20 protein-coding genes and 1 riboswitch are annotated in these 21,591 nt (G+C 71.0%); of the genes, 8 read left to right on the forward strand and 12 right to left on the reverse strand.

Annotated elements, in window-relative coordinates; genetic code table 11:
• Positions 1–241: 241 nt before the first annotated feature.
• Both ACFVXC_RS36590 and ACFVXC_RS36595 read left to right on the forward strand, forming a co-directional pair.
• The gene (locus ACFVXC_RS36590) at positions 242–1,744 is read left to right on the forward strand and encodes a M1 family metallopeptidase (RefSeq protein WP_389914670.1); all 1,503 of its coding nucleotides are present in this window, start codon (positions 242–244) and stop codon (positions 1,742–1,744) included.
• 119 nt (positions 1,745–1,863) lie between these two features.
• Positions 1,864–2,037 carry a hypothetical protein gene (locus ACFVXC_RS36595; protein WP_389914673.1) on the forward strand — a complete coding sequence of 58 codons (174 nt, stop codon included), beginning with the start codon at positions 1,864–1,866 and terminating at the stop codon, positions 2,035–2,037.
• Positions 2,038–2,094: 57 nt separating this feature from the next.
• On the opposite strand, the gene ACFVXC_RS36600 is transcribed toward ACFVXC_RS36595, so the two are convergent.
• Positions 2,095–3,459 carry a peptidase C39 family protein gene (locus tag ACFVXC_RS36600; protein WP_389914676.1) on the reverse strand — a complete coding sequence of 455 codons (1,365 nt, stop codon included), beginning with the start codon at positions 3,457–3,459 and terminating at the stop codon, positions 2,095–2,097.
• A gap of 226 nt (positions 3,460–3,685) precedes the next feature.
• On the opposite strand from ACFVXC_RS36600, the gene ACFVXC_RS36605 reads away from it, so the two are divergent.
• The gene (locus ACFVXC_RS36605; RefSeq protein ID WP_389914897.1) at positions 3,686–4,330 is read left to right on the forward strand and encodes a uridine kinase; all 645 of its coding nucleotides are present in this window, start codon (positions 3,686–3,688) and stop codon (positions 4,328–4,330) included.
• Positions 4,331–4,762: 432 nt separating this feature from the next.
• The gene (locus ACFVXC_RS36610) at positions 4,763–6,631 is read left to right on the forward strand and encodes an AAA family ATPase (RefSeq protein ID WP_389914679.1); all 1,869 of its coding nucleotides are present in this window, start codon (positions 4,763–4,765) and stop codon (positions 6,629–6,631) included.
• A 20-nt stretch (positions 6,632–6,651) separates the two neighbouring features.
• On the opposite strand, the gene ACFVXC_RS36615 is transcribed toward ACFVXC_RS36610, so the two are convergent.
• From ACFVXC_RS36615 to ACFVXC_RS36665, 11 genes are all read right to left on the reverse strand, one after another.
• Positions 6,652–7,731 (reverse strand): hemolysin family protein, encoded by a 1,080-nt coding sequence (locus tag ACFVXC_RS36615; protein ID WP_389914682.1) that lies wholly within the window; start codon positions 7,729–7,731, stop codon positions 6,652–6,654.
• On the reverse strand, positions 7,728–9,107 hold the full coding sequence (locus ACFVXC_RS36620) for a hemolysin family protein (protein ID WP_389914685.1): 1,380 nt from the start codon (positions 9,105–9,107) through the stop codon (positions 7,728–7,730). The genes ACFVXC_RS36615 and ACFVXC_RS36620 overlap by 4 nt, the downstream gene beginning before the upstream one ends.
• A 198-nt stretch (positions 9,108–9,305) precedes the next feature.
• Entirely contained in the window at positions 9,306–9,761 is a 456-nt protein-coding gene (locus ACFVXC_RS36625) for a PH domain-containing protein (RefSeq protein WP_389914688.1), read from the reverse strand.
• A gap of 23 nt (positions 9,762–9,784) precedes the next feature.
• Positions 9,785–10,633, reverse strand: coding sequence for an ATP phosphoribosyltransferase (hisG, locus tag ACFVXC_RS36630; protein ID WP_389914691.1), 849 nt, complete (start codon positions 10,631–10,633; stop codon positions 9,785–9,787).
• Positions 10,634–10,691: 58 nt separating this feature from the next.
• Positions 10,692–10,964 carry a phosphoribosyl-ATP diphosphatase gene (locus ACFVXC_RS36635; RefSeq protein WP_389914694.1) on the reverse strand — a complete coding sequence of 91 codons (273 nt, stop codon included), beginning with the start codon at positions 10,962–10,964 and terminating at the stop codon, positions 10,692–10,694.
• Between the two features lie 35 nt (positions 10,965–10,999).
• The gene (gene ribH / locus ACFVXC_RS36640) at positions 11,000–11,485 is read right to left on the reverse strand and encodes a 6,7-dimethyl-8-ribityllumazine synthase (protein ID WP_383271872.1); all 486 of its coding nucleotides are present in this window, start codon (positions 11,483–11,485) and stop codon (positions 11,000–11,002) included.
• 30 nt (positions 11,486–11,515) lie between these two features.
• Positions 11,516–12,814: a bifunctional 3,4-dihydroxy-2-butanone-4-phosphate synthase/GTP cyclohydrolase II gene (locus ACFVXC_RS36645; RefSeq protein ID WP_389914697.1), complete on the reverse strand. Its 1,299-nt coding sequence runs from the start codon at positions 12,812–12,814 to the stop codon at positions 11,516–11,518.
• The gene (locus ACFVXC_RS36650; RefSeq protein ID WP_389914900.1) at positions 12,811–13,398 is read right to left on the reverse strand and encodes a nicotinamide riboside transporter PnuC; all 588 of its coding nucleotides are present in this window, start codon (positions 13,396–13,398) and stop codon (positions 12,811–12,813) included. Before ACFVXC_RS36650 ends, ACFVXC_RS36645 begins: the two co-directional genes overlap by 4 nt.
• 56 nt (positions 13,399–13,454) lie before the next feature.
• The gene (locus ACFVXC_RS36655; protein WP_389914700.1) at positions 13,455–14,093 is read right to left on the reverse strand and encodes a riboflavin synthase; all 639 of its coding nucleotides are present in this window, start codon (positions 14,091–14,093) and stop codon (positions 13,455–13,457) included.
• Position 14,094: 1 nt separating this feature from the next.
• Positions 14,095–15,192 (reverse strand): bifunctional diaminohydroxyphosphoribosylaminopyrimidine deaminase/5-amino-6-(5-phosphoribosylamino)uracil reductase RibD, encoded by a 1,098-nt coding sequence (ribD, locus tag ACFVXC_RS36660; protein ID WP_389914903.1) that lies wholly within the window; start codon positions 15,190–15,192, stop codon positions 14,095–14,097.
• Positions 15,193–15,409: 217 nt separating this feature from the next.
• Positions 15,410–15,540: riboswitch (FMN riboswitch) on the reverse strand.
• 92 nt (positions 15,541–15,632) lie between these two features.
• Complete coding sequence (locus ACFVXC_RS36665) at positions 15,633–16,793, reverse strand: ROK family transcriptional regulator (RefSeq protein WP_389914703.1); 1,161 nt, start codon at positions 16,791–16,793, stop codon at positions 15,633–15,635.
• A 97-nt stretch (positions 16,794–16,890) separates the two neighbouring features.
• On the opposite strand from ACFVXC_RS36665, the gene ACFVXC_RS36670 reads away from it, so the two are divergent.
• The 4 genes from ACFVXC_RS36670 (at position 16,891) to ACFVXC_RS36685 (ending at position 21,539) form a co-directional block, all read left to right on the forward strand.
• Positions 16,891–18,102: an MFS transporter gene (locus ACFVXC_RS36670; RefSeq protein ID WP_389914706.1), complete on the forward strand. Its 1,212-nt coding sequence runs from the start codon at positions 16,891–16,893 to the stop codon at positions 18,100–18,102.
• Positions 18,103–18,292: 190 nt separating this feature from the next.
• A complete protein-coding gene (locus ACFVXC_RS36675; protein WP_389914709.1) occupies positions 18,293–19,717 on the forward strand; it encodes a uracil-xanthine permease family protein in 1,425 nt (474 codons plus the stop codon).
• A gap of 99 nt (positions 19,718–19,816) precedes the next feature.
• Positions 19,817–20,548, forward strand: a complete 732-nt coding sequence (locus ACFVXC_RS36680) for a DUF5995 family protein (RefSeq protein ID WP_389914712.1) — start codon at positions 19,817–19,819, stop codon at positions 20,546–20,548.
• Between the two features lie 58 nt (positions 20,549–20,606).
• Positions 20,607–21,539 carry an LLM class F420-dependent oxidoreductase gene (locus ACFVXC_RS36685; protein WP_389914715.1) on the forward strand — a complete coding sequence of 311 codons (933 nt, stop codon included), beginning with the start codon at positions 20,607–20,609 and terminating at the stop codon, positions 21,537–21,539.
• Positions 21,540–21,591: the final 52 nt, after the last annotated feature.

Below are 21,591 nucleotides of genomic sequence, written 5' to 3' on the forward strand. Positions count from 1 at the left end.
GGCATCACTCGATACGTATGCGTCACGCCTCTCGACGCGACGTCCGGCGGTGGACTCCCCCCACTGACCCATCCACCTTGCCATCGGATTCCGCGGTCGCGGGAGAGAGCTTGGTCACTTACCCGCCGGATCCCGTGCAACTCGGGCCCCGGGTCGTGCGTCTCACTACCTGCGGCGGGGCACACCCCCAGGCGCATCCCCGCCGACTCGTTCGCGCGACCTTCTGACCGAAAGGTTCCCGATGAGCAGCACGTACCGGACGCACCGCCGCAGAGCACGGATCGCCCTCGCGGCCGCCGTCACCGTGACCGCGGCCCTCACCGGCACGGTGTCGCAGGCCGCTCCGTCCGCGTCCTCGGCACCCGCTGGATCCGGGGCACCCGCGCCCGGCGCACCCGGCCTGGGCGACCCGATGTTCCCGCTGGACGGGAACGGCGGGTACCGCGTCGACCACTACACCCTGGACTTCGACTGGCAGGCCCCGAAGACGCCGTTCGAGGCGACGGCGACGATCAAGGCCACCGCCACGCAGTCGCTCTCCCGCTTCAACCTGGACTTCGGGGGCAACACCCTGCACGGCGTGAAGATCGACGGCACGACCGCGCGCACGTCCCGCGCCGGGGACGAGCTGACGGTCACGCCCAAGTCCCCCATCACCAAGGGCCGTACGTTCACGGCCAAGGTCACGTACACCGCCGACCCGACACAGACGCGGCACCGCGACGACGCCATCGAGGACTACGGCTGGATACCCACGGCCGACGGCACGGTGGTCTATCCCCAGCCAAACGGAGCGCGGCTGATCTTCCCGGCGAACGACCATCCCAGCCAGCGGGCGCCGATCACCTTCCGCATCACCACGCCGAAGGACCGGACGGCGGTCGCCAACGGCAAGCTGGTCGACCGTTCGGAACGCCCCGGTGACCGGGTGCGCTGGACGTACGACTCCGAACAGCCCCTTTCCACGCAACTGGTGCAGATGGCGGTCGGCAAGTTCAAGCTGGTCGACGGCAAGGGCCCGGGTGGTCTGCCGCTGCGGGACGTCGTCCCCGACGCGCTGGTCGAGCCGACGGCCGAGTACCGCAAGCTGACCCCGGACCATCTCGCCTGGCTCCAGGAGAAGCTCGGCCCCTACCCCTTCAGCCGCTACGGCCTCCTGGTCGGCGACACGGATCTGGGTGTCGCCCTGGAGACCCAGACGCTCTCGCTCATCCCGAAGGCCGACCTGCTGGGCACGAAGGTCGACGCCGAGCGGAACATGGTGCACGAGCTGACCCACCAGTGGTTCGGCGACAGCGTCGCCCTGAAGAGCTGGTCCGATCTCTGGGTGAGCGAAGGTCACGCCCGCTTCTACGAGCGGATGTACTCGCAGGAACACGGCGGCGACAGCTTCGAGGCCGCCATGAAGACCGCCTACGCGGCCCACGACCAGTGGCGCCACGACTACGGCGCCCCCGCCGAGCCGACCGAGCCGAACCTCTTCAAGCGCATGCGCTACGACGGCTCGGCCCTGGTCCTGTACGCCCTGCGGGAGCGGGTCGGCGACGCGACGTTCCAGAAGATCGAGCGGGCATGGGTGACCGACTTCCGCGGGAGGACCGCGAGCACCCAGCAGTACATGGCCCTGGCGTCAAAGGTCTCCGGCCAGGACCTGGACGGCTTCCTGCGACCCTGGCTGTACGGCTCGAAGACACCGCCCATGCCGGGTCACCCGGACTGGGTGGTGGACCCGGTCCAGGGCTGAGGCCGGCTGCCCGCCATCCGGCGGCGGCGTTCGTGTGAAGTACGCGCTCGGACGCTTGTGCGGCCCAATCCGCGGCTGCTCCACGGGTACGGTGGTGCCTCGTCGAGCTGGGAGGTCTTATGACGGACGACGAGCAGGAGCGCAAACGCCCCGAGTTGCTGGGTACGGAGATGCGCGAGGCGACGCTGCCCGACGGCTCTCAGGCGGTGATCGTCGTGAAGGCGGGCACGCCCCAGAACGAGGTGGACGAGAAGGCGGCCCGACTCCGGCGGGGCACGCCAGAGGGCAAGTAGCCCCGCCGACCACTCGATGGCCCCTTCCCGCACGGGAAGGGGCCATCGGCGTTCCCGTCAGTGAATCCCCACGTCGGCCAGCGCCGCCTTCTGCTTGGCGGTGAGCTTCACCGGGAAGTACAGGTAGCAGACGCCGCCCGTCCCGGAGACGACCTTGCCCGCGGCGTTCTTGCGCTTGGTCCTGAGCCAGATGTTCTCCCACTCGCGCCGCTTGTAGACCCGGCGCACCGCCGTGTTGCTGGGCGACGCCGGATCGTTGGCGATCACGTCTCCCTTCGACGTGAACCCGATCACCGTCATCAGGTGGCCCGCCGTGCCGTAACCCGCGCCCGTCAGCTCCTCCTTGAGGAACGACTGGGACGTTATGGCCGGGATGCCCGCGGCGATCAGTGACTCCAGTTCGGTGAGTGAGGTGAGGCGGGTGACGACGCCCTGGAGGTCCTTGTACGTCGACGCGTAGGCCGCGTTGAAGGGCCAGTTGCCGCAGCCCTCGTACTGGTAGTCGAAGGTGTAGCGGGCCGCGTGGCACACCTGGGGGTCGGCGTAGGACGGGTCGACCCAGGCGAGGTCGGCGGGGGTCGGTTTGCGGCCCCAGGACTCGATGATCATCTGCGACGAGGTGGGACTGCACCAAGCCTCGCCGCCGTTGTCGTACTCCGGATACTGCCCGGCGTGGGTCTCCTGGGAGTAGCGCGGGACCTTCAGCTCCTTCGTGAGCTTCGGCTTGGACGCCGGGACGGTGAAGCGGTCGGGGACGGCGGACGCCATCGCGCCGAGCCGCCACACGGTGGGGGTCGCCGTGGCGTCCGGCTTGCGGTACAGGGTCAGGCGCAGGCGGTACGAGGCCAGGCGCAGACCCGTCGTCGTGTCGTCGATGGAGAAGGTGTCCGTCCAGATGCTCGACTTGTTGTCGCTCTGGCCGTCGACCGACGTGCGGCGGATGTCCTTCTCCTTGTCGTCGCCCGAGGTCCAGCGGCCGAGGACGTACCAGGGAGTCTTCGCCTTGTCGGAGTACGTTCCCTGGAGCTCCACCTGGAGCCACGTCCCGGTGGGTGTGCGGGCGTTCCAGGAGGCGACGACCTCCGTGGCGGGGACGTCCGGACGGTGCACGGGCGAGGTCCACTGGGCGTACTCCCAGGTGGCGGTCTTGCCGGTGTGCGGATCGGCGTAGTCGGTGCGGCCAGCCGCCTCGGCGATCTCCACGCCGGGGCGGGCGCCGGACACGGCGCGGGTGCCGTTCGCGGTACCCGCGCTCCAGTCGGCGTGCGAGACCCAGAAACGGTTGCTCACCGGCCGCTTCGCACGCGCGGCGCCTTGGAGACCGCCCGCCGCGAGGGCGGGGCTCACCGTGGCGGCTACCGCGGCCACGGCGGCGGCGACGGAGAGGACGGTTCTGCGGGACATGTCATCAGCTCGGTCCATGGCGGGACCCCCAGTCGACGTGGGTTCCGGACGGATCCGGAAGGGGCAGGTCAGATGCACGGCGGTAGGCCAACTATGGCTGCTCCACGCCGACTTCTGCCAGCGCTATGACCACCACCGCGTCCGCCAATATTGGCCTCGACCACTGACGTGAGCAGGGATGGCGCGCGGAATGGACAATTCCGCACCCGTACGCTGGATGCGCCGCGCCCGTACGCTGGACGCGATGACCGCACACGCCACTCCCCTGCCCCGTGTCGCCGAGGATCTGCTGCGCCTGCCGCCCTCCTGCGGCCCCGTCCGCCTCGTCGCCGTGGACGGGCACGCGGGCTCCGGCAAATCGACCTTCGCCGACCGCCTCGCCGAGGCCCTGGGCGGCGCCCCCGTCCTGCGGCTCGACGACATCGCGAGCCACGACGAGCTGTTCGGCTGGACGGACCGCATGAGACAGCAGGTCATCCTGCCGCTCTCGCGCGGCGAAACGGCGCGCTATGAGACGTACGACTGGCACGCTCGCCGCTTCGGACCCACGACCCGCGCCCTGCCGCCCGCGCCCGTGGTCCTCGTCGAGGGCGTCGGCGCGGGCCGCCGCGCGTTGCGCCCGTTCCTCGCGAGGCTGCTGTGGATGGAGTTGCCCCGCGAAGAGGCCTGGGGACGGGGGCGCCATCGGGACGGGGCGGTCCAGAGCGACTTCTGGGATGGATGGGAACCCGCGGAGCGCCGGCACTTCGCGGAAGACCCTTCACGACCTTTTGCTCAGTCTTTGGTGCGACAGTGGCGCAAGGGATATGAGGTGCTGCAGGGCCCGAATGGGACGGATACGCAGCGCCAGTCCGTCACACAGAGTGATGGACCAGAGGCAGTGTGCTGAACCCGCGGAAAACGGCTTCCGGAAGTTCTGACGAGTTTCCAAGAGTGCCTCAACTCGGCTTGACCGAGGGCCCTTACAGGACTTACGTTCTGAATGTGCGGCCTTTCGAGGCCGCCCGCAGACTCGAAGCCCCCGGTTGTTCCCCCGTGATCGGGGGCTTCGTTCTGCCCCAGGCCCCGCATTCCGGACGCCGCGAGCCGTCTTTCGCTCACCCTCGGTGACGACGAGGTCCCCCCTCGCCTGCCCGATCCCGCAGTGCGGCACCCTACGGCCGAGCACTCCCTCGCAGGTACGATGCCTTTCGGTGCGACTTACGGACGGCTGCTCTGCGCACCGGTTCAACGTCCGTCCGCAGCACGGCGGTTCAGCGAAGTTGCCGACGGACACCGGTCCGGCGGTACACAAACGGGGGCACGGTTTGTGGGGGACGTGATGGACTTCGACGCGGTGGGCTCACCCGCCCCGGCCGACCTCGCCTGGCTGAGGGGCGTCGACGCCTACACGATGGGCGCCTATCCACAGGCGGAGGAGGAGTTCCGGGCGGCGGTGCGGATGGATCCGGGCATGGCCGACGGCTGGCTCGGACTGCACGCGCTGCGCGTCGACACGACGACGGCACTGCTCCGGATGTTCCAGCACCGGGACAGGTTCGGGGAACAGCGCACCCGGCACGGGCGCACGCTCAACTCCTGGTACTGGCTCGGCTGGTGGGTCCAGCCCGTCCTGGAGAGCACGCGCGATCTGCTGCTCGCGCACGCCTCGCACTGGCTGGACGGACGCCACGTCCCTGAGCTCGACCGGGCGTTGGCCGGTCTGCCGCCGGTCGACGCGGATCCGCAGGTGCGGTTCCTGCACGCCTGCCGCTCCTACCTGGTCAAGGACTGGGAGCAGTTGGTCCGGCACACGGACTCGCTGATCGACGACGCGATGCTGGGCATCGAGGCCGGCCTCTTCGGCGGCATGGCCCGCGTACGCCTGGAGATGTACGGCCAGGCCGAGCCGCTCCTGTCCGCCGCGCTGATGCGCTGCCGCAGCGAGCAGCCGCAGCGCAAGGAACTGCGCTACTGGCTCGCCCGCGCGCACGAGGGCACGGGCCGCTCGGCTGCGGCCCTGCCGCTCTACCGCGCGGTGCATCGCGTCGATCCCTCCTTCATGGACACCTCCGCGCGGCTCGCCGCGATCTCGGAGGGCGACGGGTACGACGAGGTCACCGACCTGGCGGCGATCGCCCTGACCGGCTTCGGGCAGGACGCGATGGAGGGACCCGACGGGATCGATCCGCTCTTCGGTACCGAAGGCCGTGATCTGAAGGTCACCGAGGCCGACCTGCCCACGGGAGGCGGTCCCTCCGAGTCCGACTCCGTGCGCGAGAAGGCCGTGATCCCCGTCCAGCCGGGACCGCAGCTGCCGCCGGGCCCCACCGATCCCGCGCTCCTGGAGGCCGCACTGGCCGAACTGGAGGGGATGGTCGGCCTCGAACCGGTGAAGCGCCAGGTCAAGGCGCTCTCCGCGCAGCTGAACATGGCTCGCCTGCGGGCCGCCCAGGGGTTGCCCGTACAACCGCCGAAACGACACTTCGTTTTCTCCGGCCCCTCTGGCACCGGCAAGACCACGGTGGCCCGCATCCTGGGAAGGGCGTTCTACGCTCTGGGCCTGCTCGGCGGCGACCATCTGGTGGAGGCGCAGCGCGCGGACCTGGTCGGCGAGTACCTGGGCCAGACCGCCGTGAAGGCCAATGAGCTGATCGACTCGGCGATCGGCGGCGTCCTCTTCGTGGACGAGGCGTACTCCCTGTCCAACTCGGGTTACGGGAAGGGCGACGCGTACGGCGACGAGGCCCTCCAGGTCCTGCTCAAGCGCGCCGAGGACAACCGCGACCACCTGGTGGTGATCCTCGCGGGCTACCCCGAGGGCATGGACCGTCTCCTTGCCGCCAACCCCGGACTGTCGTCACGCTTCACGACCCGCGTGGACTTCCCCTCGTACCGCCCCCTGGAACTCACCTCCATCGGCGAGGTCCTGGCCGACGAGAACGGCGACGTGTGGGACGAGGAGGCCCTTGACGAGCTGCGCTCCATCAGTGGGCACGTCGTCGACCAGGCGTGGATCGACGAGCTCGGCAACGGCCGCTTCCTGCGCACGCTCTACGAGAAGAGCTGCGCCTACCGCGACCTGCGGCTCACCGGCTATCCCGGCGATCCGAGCCGTGACGACTTGTCGACACTGCGGCTCCCGGACCTGATGCAGGCGTACGGCGAGGTGCTGTCGGGGCGGGGGCCGCAGGACCCGCCGAGGATCTGAAGGCTCCCCGCCCCGGCCGGTCACACCAGGGCGCCGTCCCTGGTGTGACCGGCGGCCTGCTCGGCCTTCCGGGGCGCCGAGATCCGGTGCGCCGGGTCGCGGACCTCGCCGACCAGGAGCTCAAGTACGTCCTCCAGGGCGACAAGGCCGAGCACCTTGCCCGACGCGTCGGCGACCTGAGCCAGATGCGTCGCGGCGCGGCGCATCACCGTCAGGGCGTCGTCCAGGGGGAGTTCGGCGCGCAGCGTCGTCATCGCGCGCCAGACCTGCTGCGGCACCGCGCGGTCCGTCTCTTCGAGGTCCAGTACGTCCTTCACGTGCAGGTAGCCCATGAAGGCGCCGTTCTCCGCGCGGACCGGGAAACGGGAGTAGCCGGTGCGCCCGGTGAGCTCGATGACCTGCTCGGGAGTGACCGAGGCACCCACCGTGACCAGGGACGCCCGGTCGAGCAGGACGTCCGTCACCGGGCGCGAGCCCAGCTCCAGGGCGTCCTCAAGGCGCTCCTGCTCCTCGGGTTCGAGAAGTCCCGCCTGGCCCGAGTCACCGACGAGCCGGTTGAGCTGCTCGCTGGTGAAGACGGCCTCGACCTCGTCCTTGGGCTCGACTCCGAAGAGCTTCAGGACGAGCCGTGCGCACGCCCCGAGCGCCACCGTGACCGGACGGCAGAGGCGGGCGAAGGCGACGAGGCCGGGGCTGAACCAGAGCGCGGTCTTCTCCGGGGCGGCCATCGCGAGGTTCTTGGGGACCATCTCGCCGACGACGAGGTGGAGGAAGACCACCACGGCGAGCGCGATGGCGTACCCGAGCGGGTGGATCGCCCCCTCGGGGATGTGCGCCGCCTCGAAGACGGGCTCCAGGAGATGCGCGACGGTGGGCTCGGCGACCGCGCCGAGCGTCAACGAGCACATGGTGATGCCGAACTGGGCCGCCGCCATCATCTGCGGCAGGTGTTCGAGGCCGTAGAGGACCTGGCGGGCCCGCTTGGTGCCCAGCGGCTCGATCTGGCTGCGGCGCACGGAGACGAGCGCGAACTCGGCACCCACGAAGAAGCCGTTGGCGAGGACGAGGAGGAGGGCGAACAGGAGTTGGAGCAGACTCATCGGGCGGCCTCCGCCACGCTCATGGCCTCTGTGGCCTCTGTGGCCTCTGTGGCTTGTGGGTCATCCGTGGCTTGCGATGCCCGTACGAGCCGTACCCGCCCGGCGCGGTAGTGGTCCACCTGGCGCACCGCGAGCCGCCAGCCCGGGAGTTCGGCCCGGTCGCCGGGGACGGGGATGCGGCCGAGCAGATCGGCGACGAGTCCGGCCACGGTCTCGTACGGCCCCTCGGGGACGTCGAGTCCTATCCGCTGGAGTGTGTCGACGCGGCAGCTGCCGTCGGCGTCCCAGGCGGGTCGGCCGTCCTCGGCCGGCGCCACGGCGAGTTCGGGCAGGTCGAGGAGGTCGTGCTCGTCACGGACCTCGCCGACGAGCTCCTCGACGATGTCCTCCAGGGTGACCACGCCCGCGGTGCCGCCGTACTCGTCGACGACGACGGCTATCGGCTGCTGGCTGCGCAGCCGCTCCAGGAGCTGCCGCACGGGCAGTGTCTCGGGGACCAGGAGCGGCGTCTGCGCGATGCGGCCCACGGGCGCTCTCAGGCGCTCGTGGGCGGGGACCGCGAGGGCGTCCTTGAGGTGCACCATGCCGACGATCTCGTCGATGCGCTCGCGATAGACGGGGAAACGCGAGAGCCCGGTGGCGCGGGTCAGGTTCACCACGTCCTCGGCGGTCGCCGATGTCTGCAGCGCGCTGACCTTCACCCGCGGGGTCATGACGTGCTGCGCGGTCAGCTCGCCGAGGGAGAGCGTGCGCACGAACAGCTCCGCGGTGTCCTGTTCGAGCGTGCCCGCCTGCGCCGAGTGCCGGGCGAGCGAGACCAGTTCGCCGGGTGTGCGGGCCGAGGCCAGCTCCTCGGCGGGCTCGACGCCGAACAGCCGGACGAGCCGGTTGGCCGTGGTGTTCAGGAGGGAGATCACGGGCCTGAAGAGGCGCGAGAACACATGCTGCGGGCCCGCGACGAACCGCGCGACCTGGAGCGGCTTGGAGACCGCCCAGTTCTTCGGGACCAGCTCGCCGATCACCATCTGCACGGCGGACGCGAGGAGCATGCCGACGACTACGGAGACGCCCGGTACGGCGCCTTCCGGAAGGCCGGTCGCCGTGAAGGGGCCCGCGAGCAGATGCGCGAGCGCCGGTTCGGCGAGCATGCCGACCACCAGTGAGGTGATGGTGATGCCGAGCTGGGTGCCGGAGAGCTGGAAGGACAGCTCCTTGAGGGCGCCGACGACCGTACGGGCCCGTCGGTCGCCGTCGGCGGCGGCCTTCTCGGCGTCCGGGCGCTCGACGGTGACAAGCCCGAACTCGGCGGCCACGAAGAAGCCGTTGGCGAGAATCAGCAGGAATGCCGCCCCGAGAAGCAGCAGGGAGGTGGTCATACCGCCGCCTCCCTGGTCTGACCTGTCCCGGTGTGTCGGGAGGGGGCGGCGCATGTACTACAGGACGAACCGTCCATCGCCGGAGGGAGTCACTCCTCGGGTAGCAGGAGCCCCTGTGGACCGGGCGGGCCCGACAGAGGCGGGGCGGCACACCATGCGTGCCCCGCCACCAGATTAATCAAGACCCGGCCATAAACGTCAGCCCTGCGGGGCGCGGGCCTCGGCGAGGGCACGCAGGGCACGGGCGTCGCTGATGGCCCGCTGCTTGGCGATGCCCGGCTGGATGCCCATGACGGGGAGGCTGGTGCCGTCACTGAGGTTGAGGAAGACCCACGGGTCACCCGGGCGCAGGTTGACCTGGACGATCTCGGCCCAGTCGAGGCGCCTGCTGGTCGCGATGTTGACGACCGTCACGCCGGATTCCTCGGCGACGACCTTGGGCCTGCTCAGGAGCGCAAGGACACCGAAGAGCAGTGCCCCGGTGAAGATGAAGCTGATCCGCTCCCCCGTGCTGAGGCCCGGGATGAGCAGGGAGATCACCGTGAGGACCACGAGGATCGCGGCGCCCGCGGTGAGCAGCACGGCCCTGGTCCGGCCTGGCCGGAAGGTGACGGGCAGGGCGGGGGTGTCGGTCTGGTCTGTCTGGTCTGTCATCGCCGGGGTCTCCTGCCGGGTCATCAGAGGCGGCAGGCGTGGATGGCCGTGGTCAGGATGGCCCGCGCCCCGATGGCGTACAGGTCGTCCATGATCCGCTGGGCCTCCTTGGCCGGGACCATGGAGCGGACCGCGACCCAGCCCTCGTTGTGCAGGGGCGAGATCGTCGGCGACTCGAGGCCCGGGGTGAGGGCGACGGCCTGCTCCAGGTGCTCGGCACGGCAGTCGTAGTCCATCATCACGTACGCCCGGGCGACCAGGACGCCCTGCAGGCGGCGCAGGAACTGCCGCACCTTCGGGTCGTCGGTGTCCGCGCCGGTGCGCCGGATGACGACCGCCTCGGACTTCATGATCGGCTCGCCGAAGACTTCGAGGCCCGCGTTGCGCAGCGAGGTGCCGGTCTCCACGACGTCCGCGATGACCTGGGCGACGCCCAGCTCGATGGCGGTCTCGACGGCACCGTCCAGGTGGACCACGGAGGCGTCGACGCCGCTGTCCGCGAGGTGCTTGGCGACGATGCCCTCGTACGAGGTGGCGACGGTCTTGCCCGCGAGGTCCGCGATGGTGCTCGCGGTGCCCGGCTTCCCGGCGAAGCGGAAGGTGGAGCGTGCGAAGCCGAGCGGCAGGATCGTCTCGGCGTTCGCGCCGGAGTCGATCAGGAGGTCCTGGCCGGTGATGCCGATGTCGAGCTTGCCGGCCGAGACATAGATCGCGATGTCCTTGGGCCGGAGGTAGAAGAACTCGACTTCGTTGTCCGGGTCGACGAGGACGAGCTCCTTGGACTCCTTGCGCTGCTGGTATCCGGCCTCATGGAGCATCGCCGACGCAGGTCCGGACAGTGAACCCTTGTTGGGGACGGCGATGCGCAGCATGAGGACGGATTCCTTCGCGTTGAGGGGAGTTGGGGTACGGCGGGCGTACGGCTACGGCTCAGAGGTGGGCGTACACGTCGTCGAGGGAGATGCCGCGGGCGACCATCATCACCTGCACGTGGTAGAGGAGCTGGGAGATCTCCTCGGCGGCGGCTTCCTTGCCCTCGTGCTCGGCGGCCATCCAGACTTCGGCGGCCTCCTCGACGACCTTCTTGCCGATGGCGTGGACGCCCTTCTCGACGAGCTCGGCGGTGCGCGACGTGGCGGGGTCGCCGTTGGCGGCCTTGTGTTGGAGCTCGGTGAAGAGCTCCTCGAAAGTCTTCTTGGACATGATGGCGCCTACTTTACGCGGCTTCCCCGCCCCGCTCACCGCCAGGGTTCGGAGATCGTACGCAGCGTGGTCGCGGTGGCGACGGCCGCGGTGACCGCCTCGTGCCCCTTGTCCTCGTGCGAGCCCTCGATGCCCGCCCTGTCCAGGGCCTGCTCCTCGGTGTCGGTGGTGAGGACGCCGAAGCCGATGGGCACCCCGGTGTCCACCGTGACCTGGGTCAGGCCCTGGGTGACGCCCTGGCACACGTACTCGAAATGCGGGGTGCCGCCGCGGATGACGACGCCGAGCGCGACGATCGCGTCGTAGCCGCGTCCCGCGAGGACCTTGGCGACGACCGGCAGCTCGAAGCTGCCGGGCACGCGCAGGACGGTCGGCTCGTCGATGCCGAGCTCGTGCAGGGCGCGCAGGGCGCCGTCGACGAGGCCGTCCATGACCTTCTCGTGCCACTGGGCGGCGATCACCGCGACCCGCAGGTCTCCGCAGTTCTTCACGCTCAGTTCGGGTGCACCTTTGCCGCTCACGCGCTTCTCCTGGTTCTCGTGTGCCGGTACTTACTGGTTGCCGCAGGCGGACACCTCAGGGGTGTCGAGCCAGGGCAGGTCGTGCCCCATCCGGTCCCGCTTGGTGCGCAGGTAGCGGAGGTTGTGCTCGCCCGCCTGGACCGGCATCGGCTCGCGTCCGGTGACCTTCAGGCCGTGGCGGATCACCGCGTCGGTCTTGTCGGGGTTGTTCGTCATCAGGCGCACGCCGCGGACGCCGAGGTCGTCCAGGATCCGCGCGCCCGCTCCGTAGTCCCGGGCGTCGGCGGGCAGGCCGAGTTCCAGGTTGGCGTCCAGGGTGTCGCTGCCGCGCTCCTGAAGCTCGTAGGCGCGCAGCTTGGAAAGCAGTCCGATGCCGCGCCCCTCGTGGCCGCGGAGGTACACCACGATGCCGCGTCCCTCGTCGGTGATGCGCCGCATCGACGCTTCGAGCTGCGGGCCGCAGTCGCAGCGAAGGGAGTGGAAGACGTCGCCGGTCAGGCACTCGGAGTGGATGCGGACCAGGACGTCGTCGCCCTCGCCGATCTCGCCGTGGACGAGGGCGACGTGCTCGACGCCGTCGACGGTGGAGCGGTAGCCGTACGCCGTGAACTCGCCGAAGGCGGTGGGCAGGCGGACCTCGGCCTCGCGGCGGACCGTCGGCTCGGAGCCGCTGCGGTAGGCGATCAGGTCCTCGATGGAAATGATCGTCAGGCCGTGCTTGCGGGCGAACGGGATCAGCTCCGGCAGACGGAGCATCGTGCCGTCCTCGCCCGCGATCTCGACGATGGCCCCCGCGGGACGCAGACCGGCGAGCCTGGCCAGGTCGACCGCGGCCTCGGTGTGGCCGTTGCGCACCAGGACGCCGCCCGCCTTGGCGCGCAGCGGGAAGATGTGGCCGGGGCGCACGAAGTCGGTGGGCTGATACGTGCCCGCCGCGAGCATCTGGAGCGTCGTGGCGCGGTCCGCGGCCGAGATGCCGGTGGTGACGCCGTGCGCGCCGCTCGCGTCGACGGAGACCGTGAAGGCGGTCCGCATCGACTCGGTGTTGTTCTCGACCATCTGCGGGAGCTGGAGGCGGTCGAGCTCGTCGCCCTCCATGGGGGCGCAGATCAGGCCGCGGCACTCGCTCATCATGAAGGCGATGATCTCGGGCGTCGCCTTCTCGGCCGCGATGACGAGGTCGCCCTCGTTCTCGCGGTCCTCGTCGTCGACGACCACGACGGGCCGTCCGGCGGCGATGTCGCGGATGGCCGCCTCGACGGGGTCGAGGGCGAGATCCGAGGCGTCCTCTTCGTGACCCGTGCTGTACCAAACAGGTGCCGCAGTCATGCCGGGGCTCCTTCCATGACGGGCTGCGAGGACGCGGTGCGCGACCGCAGCCACCAGTCGCGCATGCCCCACAGGACGAGCGCGAGGTAGATGACGTACACGAGGCCGGAGAAGGCCAGACCACTACTGAACGCGAGCGGGACGCCGACCACGTCGACGAGGAGCCAGGCGAACCAGAACTCGACGAGACCCCGGGCCTGGGCGACCATCGCGGCGAGCGTGCCGACGAAGATGTACGCGTCGGGCCAGGGGTTCCAGGACAGGTCGGGTACGGCGGCGAACAGGGCGCCGACCGCGAGCGTGCCGACGGCCGTGCCGCCGAGCAGCACCCCGCGCTCCTTCCAGGTCGCGAACCGCACGGCGATGGAGCCGTCCTGCGCCTGCTGCTTGCCGTTGGTCCACAGGCGCCAGCCCCACAGGGCCACGCCGATGACGAGCAACTGCTTGCCGACACCGCCGGAGAGGTGGGCGGACGCGTAGGCGCCGACGAGGATGACGCCGGAGAGGAACTGGGCGGGCCAGGTCCATATGGAGCGCCGCCAGCCGAGCGCGAGGGCGATCAGGCCGACGGTGTTGCCCACCATGTCGGACCAGATCACGTGCTGCCCGAAGGCCGTGAAGGCTTCGGAGTTGAGCCAGTTCACTTCGTGGCCTCCTGAGCGGGAGCGGCAGCCGGAGCAGCGGCGGTGACGCGGTCGCCGAGCATCCGCTCGACGTACTTCGCGATGATGTCCACCTCGAGGTTGACCGGGTCGCCCGGCTGCTTGATGCCGAGTGTGGTCAGGGCGAGGGTGGTGGGGATGAGGCTGATGGTGAAGTAGTCGTCTCCGGCGTCGACGACCGTGAGGCTGACGCCGTCAACGGTGATGGAGCCCTTCTCCACCACGTAGCGGGAGAGGTCCGCGGGGAGCGAGATCTTGACGATCTCCCAGTTCTCGGAGGGCTCACGGTCGACGACGGTGCCGACCGAGTCGACGTGTCCCTGCACGATGTGTCCGCCCAGGCGGTCGCCCACGGCGGTGGGCCGCTCCAGGTTGACCCGCGATCCTGCCGCGAGCGCGCCGAGGCTGGAGCGGTTCAGGGTCTCGGCCATCACATCGGCGGTGAACTCCGCGCCCTCGTGCTCCACGACCGTCAGACAGACGCCGTTGACCGCGATGGAGTCGCCGTGCTTCGCGCCGTCGGTGACGACGGGGCCACGGACGCGGAAGCGGGATGCGTCGTCCAGGTTCTCGACGGCGGTGATCTCGCCCAGCTCTTCGACGATTCCGGTGAACACTTCAGTGCTCCTTCGCTACGAGGGTCGCGGTGACGCGCAGATCGGGGCCGATGCGGACGGTCTCGCTCACGTCGAGCCGCAACGCTTCGGTGATGGTCTTGATTCCGCCACCGGTGAGGGCCGCGGGGCCCGCGCCGAGCAGGACGGGGGCGAGATAGGCGACGACGCGGTCGACGGCGCCCGCGGCGACGAAGGCTCCGGCGAGCGTCGGTCCGCCTTCGAGGAGGACGGAGCGCACCCCGCGCGCGTGGAGCTCGTCGAGGAGGGCCGGGATGTCCAACCCGCCGTCCACGCGCGGGAGTCGCACCGTTTCGGCGTCGCCCTCAGGGGTGACGTTCTCGCCTTCAGGGGTGACGTTCTCGGCTTCCGGGGTGACGTTCTCGGCGACGGCGATGAGCGTGGGCGCCGCGCCGTCCAGGACGCGGGCACCGGGCTCCACCGCGGTGCCGTTCGTGTCGACGACGACCCGCAGCGGCTGTACGGCGCCTTCGACGCCCCGCACGGCGAGGTGCGGGTCGTCGGCGCGCTGGGTGCCGGACCCGACCACGACCGCGTCGCACTCGGCGCGCAGCCGGTGGACGTCGGCGCGGGCCTCGGAGGAGGTGATCCAGCGGCTGCTGCCGTCGGCCGCGGCGATACGGCCGTCGAGCGACGCGGCGTACTTCCAGGTGACGTGCGGGCGGCCGAGCCGCTGGGACGTCAGCCAGGCGGCGTTGCCCGCCGCGGCCTCGTCCTCGAGGAGGCCCGATCGCACGTCGACTCCGGCGGTACGCAGTCGCTGCGCTCCCCCGGTGGCGGCGGGGTTCGGGTCGCCGACCGCGTAGACGACGCGGGCGATACCGGCGTCGATGAGCGCCTGGGCGCAGGGGCCGGTGCGTCCGGTGTGGTTACACGGTTCGAGGGTGACCAGGGCGGTGGCTCCGCGGGCCTGTTCGCCGGCCGCGCGCAGGGCGTGGACCTCGGCGTGCGGGCCGCCCGCGCGCTGGTGGTAGCCCTCGCCGACGGTCTCTCCGGAGGCGTTGATGATCACGCATCCGACGACCGGGTTGGGGCTCGTGGCGCCGAGACCGAGCGCTGCGAGCGCGACGGCGCGACGCATGGCCGCGCGCTCGGGCTCGTTCGCTGCTACTGCGGCTGCGGTGGCCACCGGGTCCTCCTGCCTCAAGGGGCACGGACTCCGGGGCCTGTCGATGACGACAGAATGTACGGACTGCGACACCGGGAGCGACGCCGGGAACGAGACCTGTCCCTGGAAACCCGGAAACCCGGGTATCCCAAAAACAAGTCACTCGGCGACGAACACGAATGCCCGCCCGCCGCGCACTGCCTCCCATCCGGACTTTCACCGTCGGTCCAGGAATTTCACCTGGTCAACCGGCCGCTGGAAGCGGTCGGGTCGCGGACTATAACCGCCGGTTCGGAATTACACCGACCCCGGAGTGCGCTGCTTTTGGTACAGAGCCAGTCTGCCACGCCTGATCGAGGCCCATGCGGGCACACCCCTGTGGCCTGGCTCACAGCGACTGGGGGGCGGCCCGGTCAGTGGCGTGGCCCGAAAAGCTCGTCCTGCGCCGCGTCCCGTGCGGCGAGCAGCGCGCCCCGCAGCACGGCGGCGCCACCGAGGGGGCTCGCCCTGATCTCCGTGTACAGCGGCGACATCGCGGTGACGCGCTTCATCACACGGGCGGCGAGCACGTCGCCGCCCGCACGGCCCACCTCGCCGCCCAGGACCACGCAGCCGGGGTCGAGGATCGCGGCCATGGCGGCGGCACCTACGGCGATCCGGTCGGCAGCCGCGTCGAGGAAGGCCTCATGTCCGTCCTCGACGGCGTGGCGGACCATGTCGGCGGCGCTCGCGCCCGGCTCCAGGATCCCGTGCGCGGCGCCGAGCTCACCCAGCGCGGCGGCGCCGACCAGGGAGTGGAGGCCGCCCTCGCACGCGGTGGCGGACGGCAGCATGTCCGTGCCGGGCACCGGCAGGAAGCCGATCTCTCCCGCGCCGCCCGACGCCCCGCGGCGCAGTCTCCCGTCGAGTACGACGGCGGCGCCGACGCCCTCGCCGAGCCAGAGGAGCACGAAGGTGTCGCGGTCGTGGGCGGCGCCGTCGCGCTGTTCGGCGCGGGCGGCGAGGTTGGTCTCGTTCTCCACGAGTACACGCGCCGGGAGCCGCTCCTGGAGGGCGCCCGCGAGGCCGCGGTGCCAGGCGGGCAGCGAGGTGGTGTCGCGCAGTTCCCCGGTGGCGGGGTCGATGAGGCCGGGTGCGCCGATCCCGATGGTGTGCAGCCGCCGGACGCCGCCGTCCCGTGCGGTGCGCTCGACGAGGGCGACGGCCCGCTCGACGGCGGGCCCCGTGCCGGTGTCGCCGCCGATGGGCGCGGAGGCCTCGGCGAGCACCGCGCCGAGCAGGTCGGTGACGACCACGGAGACGCCTTCGGTGCGCACGTCGAGCGCGGCGAGGTGAGCCCGGTCGGCGACGATCCCGTAAAGCCGGGCGTTGGGCCCCCTGCGCCGGGCACCCGCCTCCCCCACGACCGCGATCAGGCCGGAGCCCTGGAGGCGCTCGACCAGGTCGGCGACCGAGGGCCTCGACAGGCCGGTCAGCTGCTTCAACTGGTTGGCCGTCAGCGGTCCTTCGCGCTGCAGAAGCCCCAGGGCGAGCCGGTCGTTGATGGCCCGGGCGGTGCTCGGTGATGCGGGCATGCCGGGATCCTTCCATAAACCTGCTAACTATCAGGCAGGGTTCCTGATAGTTTACGTCGCCGTAGCGGGACGGTACCTCGGGAGGGGCGGAGCATCGATGAGTGAAGTGGTCCTTGACGCAAGGCAGTTGAAGCGGGCGCGGTACGCCGTGGCCGCCGTTTTCTGTGTGCACGGCGCCGTCACCGGCTCCTTCGCGACACGCGTGCCCTGGATCCAGGAGCACGCAGGGCTCAGCGCGGGGCTCCTCGGCCTCGCCCTCGCCTTCCCCGCGATCGGCGCCTCCCTCGCGATGCCGCTCGCGGGCTGGGTCAGCCACCGCTTCGGCGCCCGGACGGCGCTGCGCGGCCTTCTCGCCCTGTGGACGATGGCCCTGATCCTGCCCTCGCTGGCGCCGAATCTGCTGACCCTCTGCCTCGCCCTGGCCGTGTACGGCGCGACGGCGGGCATGTCGGATGTGGCGATGAACGCCCTCGGTGTCGAGGTCGAGACCCGCATGAAGAGGTCGATCATGTCGGGCCTGCACGGCATGTGGAGCGTCGGCGCCCTGATCGGCTCCGCGGCCGGCACGGTCGCCGCCCACCTGGGCGCGGACGCCCGCCTGCACCACGCGCTCGCCGCCGTGGCGCTCACCGCGATCGGCCTCGTCGCCTGCCAGGGCGTGCTCGATCTGCAGGCGGCGCCCGAGGAAGTGGCGCCGCCACGGTTCTCGCTGCCGCCCAAGTCGGCGCTCCTGATCGGTGCGGTCGGCTTCTGCGCGGTCTTCGCCGAGGGCGCCAGCCTCGACTGGTCGGCGGTCTATCTGCGGGACGTCCTTGACACGTCGGCCGGTGTCGCCGCCGCGTCCACCACCGGCTTCACGCTCACCATGGCGATCGCGCGGCTCGCGGGCGACGCGGTGGTCAACCGCTTCGGCTCGGTCCGCACCGTGCGCGTGGGCGGCGTGGTCGCGGCGCTCGGCGGCCTTCTCGTGGTGGTGGCGCCGCATCCGGCGATCGCCATGTGCGGGTTCGCGATGCTCGGGCTCGGCATCGCGGTCGTGGTGCCCCTCGCGTTCGCGGCGGCCGGGCGCAGCGGCCCCAATCCGAGCCAGGCCATCGCGGGCGTCGCCACCATCACGTACACATCGGGCCTGATCGCTCCGTCCGCGATCGGCACGCTCGCCGACGCGACGAGCCTGGTGGTCTCCTTCGGCCTGGTGACGGTGCTCGCCTGCGGGCTCGCGGTGTTCGCGGGGGTCCTGCGTACGGAGGGCGGCAAGGCCACGGCGGTCGAGCCCGCGGATGCGGCGGCGCCCGGCCCGCGCCCCTGAGCCCGCCGCCGCGTCCGCCCCGGCGGGTGGCCGAACTTACGCGGCACTAACATTGCGCTGATCTTTCAGGTCATTCTCACGGGTCATTCCCAGACACGGGTCATTCCCAGACACGGGCCGGTCCCAGACACGGTCGGTCCCGGTCACGGGTCATACCCACAGCTCGGCGCATAGAAGGCGGAACAGAACCATGGATCTCGGCGTGCGCTGGAGACTGCACGGCGACGGGCGCACCCCCGCGCCCGGAGCCGTCGTCCGTCCCGACGAGCGGCTCTCGTGGCCGCGGACCATCGGGCTCGGCGCCCAGCACGTCGTCGCCATGTTCGGCGCTTCGTTCGTGGCCCCCGTCCTGATGGGCCTCGACCCGAACCTCGCGATCATGATGTCGGGCGTCGCGACCGTCATCTTCCTGCTCGCCACGCGCGGTCGGGTGCCCAGCTATCTGGGCTGTTCGCTCTCCTTCGTGGGCGTGGCCGCCGTCATCCGCGCGCAGGGCGGCTCCTCCGCGACGGTGACGGGCGCGGTCCTCGTGGTCGGCGCGGCGCTGTTCCTGGTGGGCCTCGCCGTCCAGAAGTTCGGGGCGCGGATCATCCATGCCGCGATGCCGCCGATCGTCACCGGCGCCGTCGTCATGCTGATCGGCTTCAATCTGGCGCCGGTCACCGCTTCCACGTACTGGCCGCAGGACCAGTGGACGGCGCTCCTGGTGATGCTGTTCACCGGTTTGGCCGTGGTGTGCCTGCGCGGATTCTGGTCGCGGGTCGCGATCTTCCTGGGGCTGATCTTCGGGTACGCCCTGTCCTGGGTCCTCGACCTGACCTTCGGCAAGATCAACTCGGCGGACGGCTCGGGCAAGGTCGTCGACCACTGGCGCCTCGACCTCTCCGCCGTCGGCAACGCCGACTGGATCGGCCTGCCGTCCTTCCACGCGCCGAGCTTCGAGTGGTCGGCGATCCTCGTCGCGCTGCCCGTCGTCATCGCGCTGGTCGCGGAGAACGCCGGGCACGTCAAGGCGGTCGGCGAGATGACCGGCGACAACCTGGACGGCAAGCTCGGCACGGCGATCTCCGCCGACGGCGCCGCGTCCATGCTCTCCACGGCGGTCGGCGGCCCGCCCAACACCACGTACTCCGAGAACATCGGCGTGATGGCGGCGACCCGCGTCTACTCCACGGCCGCGTACTGGGCCGCCGCGGGCTTCGCCCTCCTCTTCGGCCTCTGCCCCAAGTTCGGCGCGGTCGTGGCGGCCATTCCGGGCGGCGTGCTCGGCGGCATCACCGTCATCCTCTACGGCATGATCGGCCTGCTCGGCGCCCAGATCTGGATCAGCGCCGGGGTGGACCTGCGCAATCCGCTGAACCTGGTGCCTGCCGCGGCGGGCATCATCATCGGCGTCGGCGGTGTCTCGCTGAAGATCACGGACAACTTCGAGCTGAGCGGCATCGCGCTCGGCACGATCGTCGTGATCACGGGCTACCACGTCCTTCGCGCCTTCGCCCCGCCGCACCTCAAGTCGCAGGAACCGCTCCTCGATTCGGGCACGTCCTCGTACGACGACGCCGACGAGGTCCCGGAAGCGGGCGCCGACGGCGCTCAGCCGCGCGCCAAGCAGTAGGCCCTCCCCCAAAGGCATACACGGTCGCCGTTCGCTCGTTCTGGGGAAGCGGGCGGTGCGGCGGCACTCCGGCCGGCCAACTGCTGGGAACCTGCCACCATGGCGCAGTTGGAGCGGTTCGCGGACACAGGCCCGGCACACGGGGTCGACGGCGTGGTGACGCGGATGCGCGCGCTGGGCGCCGGATTCCCCTCGGGCGACGGGGTCGGGGTCTTCAACCGGGTCTATCTCTCGGTCACCGAGGAGGTCGCCCGGCAGGTCGAGAGCGGCCGTTTCCCGGACGCCGGAGCCGCGATCACCCTGGACGTCCTGTTCGCCGAGCGCTATCTGACGGCGGTCGACACGGTGGCCGCGGACCGTCGGCCGCCCGCCTGCTGGCGGCCGCTGTTCGAGTTCCGGCGCCATCCCGGCGTACGTCCGCTGCAGTTCGCGCTCGCGGGCATCAACGCGCACATCGGGCACGACCTCGCGCTGGCCGTCGTGGAGACCTGTCGTGCGCTCGGCTGCGAACCGGCCGATCTGGAGGACGAGTTCGACCGCGTGGGCGACATCCTCGTCTCACTGGAGGAGCGCATCCGCGAAGACCTCATGCCGGGCCCCGACCTCTTCCAGGTCGCCGACCCGCTCACCCATCTGCTCGGCTCCTGGAGTCTGGAGCGGGCCAGGGACAGCGCCTGGGCCACGGCGCTCGCGATGCGTGCCCTGCACGACCTGCCCTCCGTCGCGGAGACGTTCCGCGACCGCCTGGACGGGGCGGTCGGCCTCGTCGGCCGGATGCTCCTCACGCCCCTACCGGACCGATCCGGCCGCTTCGCGAGGGTCGCCGGGTAACTCCCGTCCTGTCGCTGTACGTTGAAGGCAGCGACCCCGGATGTGAAGGAGCACCAGCATGCCCACACGACTCGGACTCAGCCTCCCGCAGGGCCGGCAGTACAGCATCGGACGTGATGTCCCGGCGGTGGCCCGCGCGGCCGAGGAGATCGGGTACGAGAGCCTGTGGGTCTATGAGCGCGTCCTGTTCCCCGAGCCCGCGACGCAGGGCCTGTACGGCATCGAGGGCCTGCCCTGGCCGGACACGTACCGCTCGGTGCCCGACCCGCTGATCACACTGACGCTGGCAGCGGCGGCCACGGAGCGGGCGCGCCTGGGCACCAGCGTCCTGGTCGCCCCGCTGCACGTGCCCTTCCAACTGGCGCGCTCGCTGGCCACGTTGGACGCGGCCAGCGGCGGCCGCGTCGTAGCGGGCCTCGGCACGGGCTGGTCGCACGACGAGTACGCGGCAGCGGCAGTGGCCCCCTTCAACAAGCGCGGCAAGGTCCTGGACGAGCTGATCGACGTCTGCCACGCGGTCTGGGGCCCGGACCCGGTGTCGTACGAAGGGGAGCTGACCACGATCGCGCCCTCCGTGGTCGGCCCGAAGCCCGCCCGCCCCATCCCGATCCTGCTGCCCGCCAACAGCCCCCGCGCCCAGCGCAGGCTCGTGGACCGCGCCGACGGCTGGATGCCCGTCGGCATGGGCGCCAAGGCGCTGGCCGAGCAGGCTCAGGCGCTGAAGGACCTGGCCGTCGAGCGAGGGCGCACGGAACCGGTCCAGAGCGTCCTGCGGGTCAACGCGCGGTACACGGCGAAGGCGCACGCGGGCGACAAGCGCTCCCCCTTCCAGGGCAACGTCGCGCAGATCGTGGAGGACCTGGAGGCACACGCCTCGGTGGGCGCGGTGGAGGAGATCCTCATCGAGCTCCAGGGCAGCACGCGGGACGCGCAGGAGCTGAAGGATCTGGCGGCGCAGGTGTACGAGGCGGCGCGGGCGGCCGGGGTATAGAGCGCCCCGAAGGGGCGCGGGGAACCGCGCGACCAGCCACCACGGCGGCCCG

It is taken from the genome of Streptomyces sp. NPDC058257 (genome assembly GCF_042881845.1).
Taxonomy (GTDB): Bacteria; Actinomycetota; Actinomycetes; order Streptomycetales; family Streptomycetaceae; genus Streptomyces.

Bases quoted from the DNA above. Each gene is read 5' to 3' on its own strand.
- ACFVXC_RS36590 (WP_389914670.1), top strand. From the start codon at position 242: ATGAGCAGCACGTACCGGACGCACCGCCGCAGAGCACGGATCGCCCTC.
- ACFVXC_RS36595 (WP_389914673.1), top strand. From the start codon at position 1,864: ATGACGGACGACGAGCAGGAGCGCAAACGCCCCGAGTTGCTGGGTACG.
- ACFVXC_RS36600 (WP_389914676.1), bottom strand. From the start codon at position 3,459: ATGGACCGAGCTGATGACATGTCCCGCAGAACCGTCCTCTCCGTCGCC.
- ACFVXC_RS36605 (WP_389914897.1), top strand. From the start codon at position 3,686: ATGACCGCACACGCCACTCCCCTGCCCCGTGTCGCCGAGGATCTGCTG.
- ACFVXC_RS36610 (WP_389914679.1), top strand. From the start codon at position 4,763: ATGGACTTCGACGCGGTGGGCTCACCCGCCCCGGCCGACCTCGCCTGG.
- ACFVXC_RS36615 (WP_389914682.1), bottom strand. From the start codon at position 7,731: ATGAGTCTGCTCCAACTCCTGTTCGCCCTCCTCCTCGTCCTCGCCAAC.
- ACFVXC_RS36620 (WP_389914685.1), bottom strand. From the start codon at position 9,107: ATGACCACCTCCCTGCTGCTTCTCGGGGCGGCATTCCTGCTGATTCTC.
- ACFVXC_RS36625 (WP_389914688.1), bottom strand. From the start codon at position 9,761: ATGACAGACCAGACAGACCAGACCGACACCCCCGCCCTGCCCGTCACC.
- hisG (WP_389914691.1), bottom strand. From the start codon at position 10,633: ATGCTGCGCATCGCCGTCCCCAACAAGGGTTCACTGTCCGGACCTGCG.
- ACFVXC_RS36635 (WP_389914694.1), bottom strand. From the start codon at position 10,964: ATGTCCAAGAAGACTTTCGAGGAGCTCTTCACCGAGCTCCAACACAAG.
- ACFVXC_RS36645 (WP_389914697.1), bottom strand. From the start codon at position 12,814: ATGACTGCGGCACCTGTTTGGTACAGCACGGGTCACGAAGAGGACGCC.
- ACFVXC_RS36650 (WP_389914900.1), bottom strand. From the start codon at position 13,398: ATGGTGGGCAACACCGTCGGCCTGATCGCCCTCGCGCTCGGCTGGCGG.
- ribD (WP_389914903.1), bottom strand. From the start codon at position 15,192: ATGCGTCGCGCCGTCGCGCTCGCAGCGCTCGGTCTCGGCGCCACGAGC.
- ACFVXC_RS36665 (WP_389914703.1), bottom strand. From the start codon at position 16,793: ATGCCCGCATCACCGAGCACCGCCCGGGCCATCAACGACCGGCTCGCC.
- ACFVXC_RS36670 (WP_389914706.1), top strand. From the start codon at position 16,891: ATGAGTGAAGTGGTCCTTGACGCAAGGCAGTTGAAGCGGGCGCGGTAC.
- ACFVXC_RS36675 (WP_389914709.1), top strand. From the start codon at position 18,293: ATGGATCTCGGCGTGCGCTGGAGACTGCACGGCGACGGGCGCACCCCC.
- ACFVXC_RS36680 (WP_389914712.1), top strand. From the start codon at position 19,817: ATGGCGCAGTTGGAGCGGTTCGCGGACACAGGCCCGGCACACGGGGTC.
- ACFVXC_RS36685 (WP_389914715.1), top strand. From the start codon at position 20,607: ATGCCCACACGACTCGGACTCAGCCTCCCGCAGGGCCGGCAGTACAGC.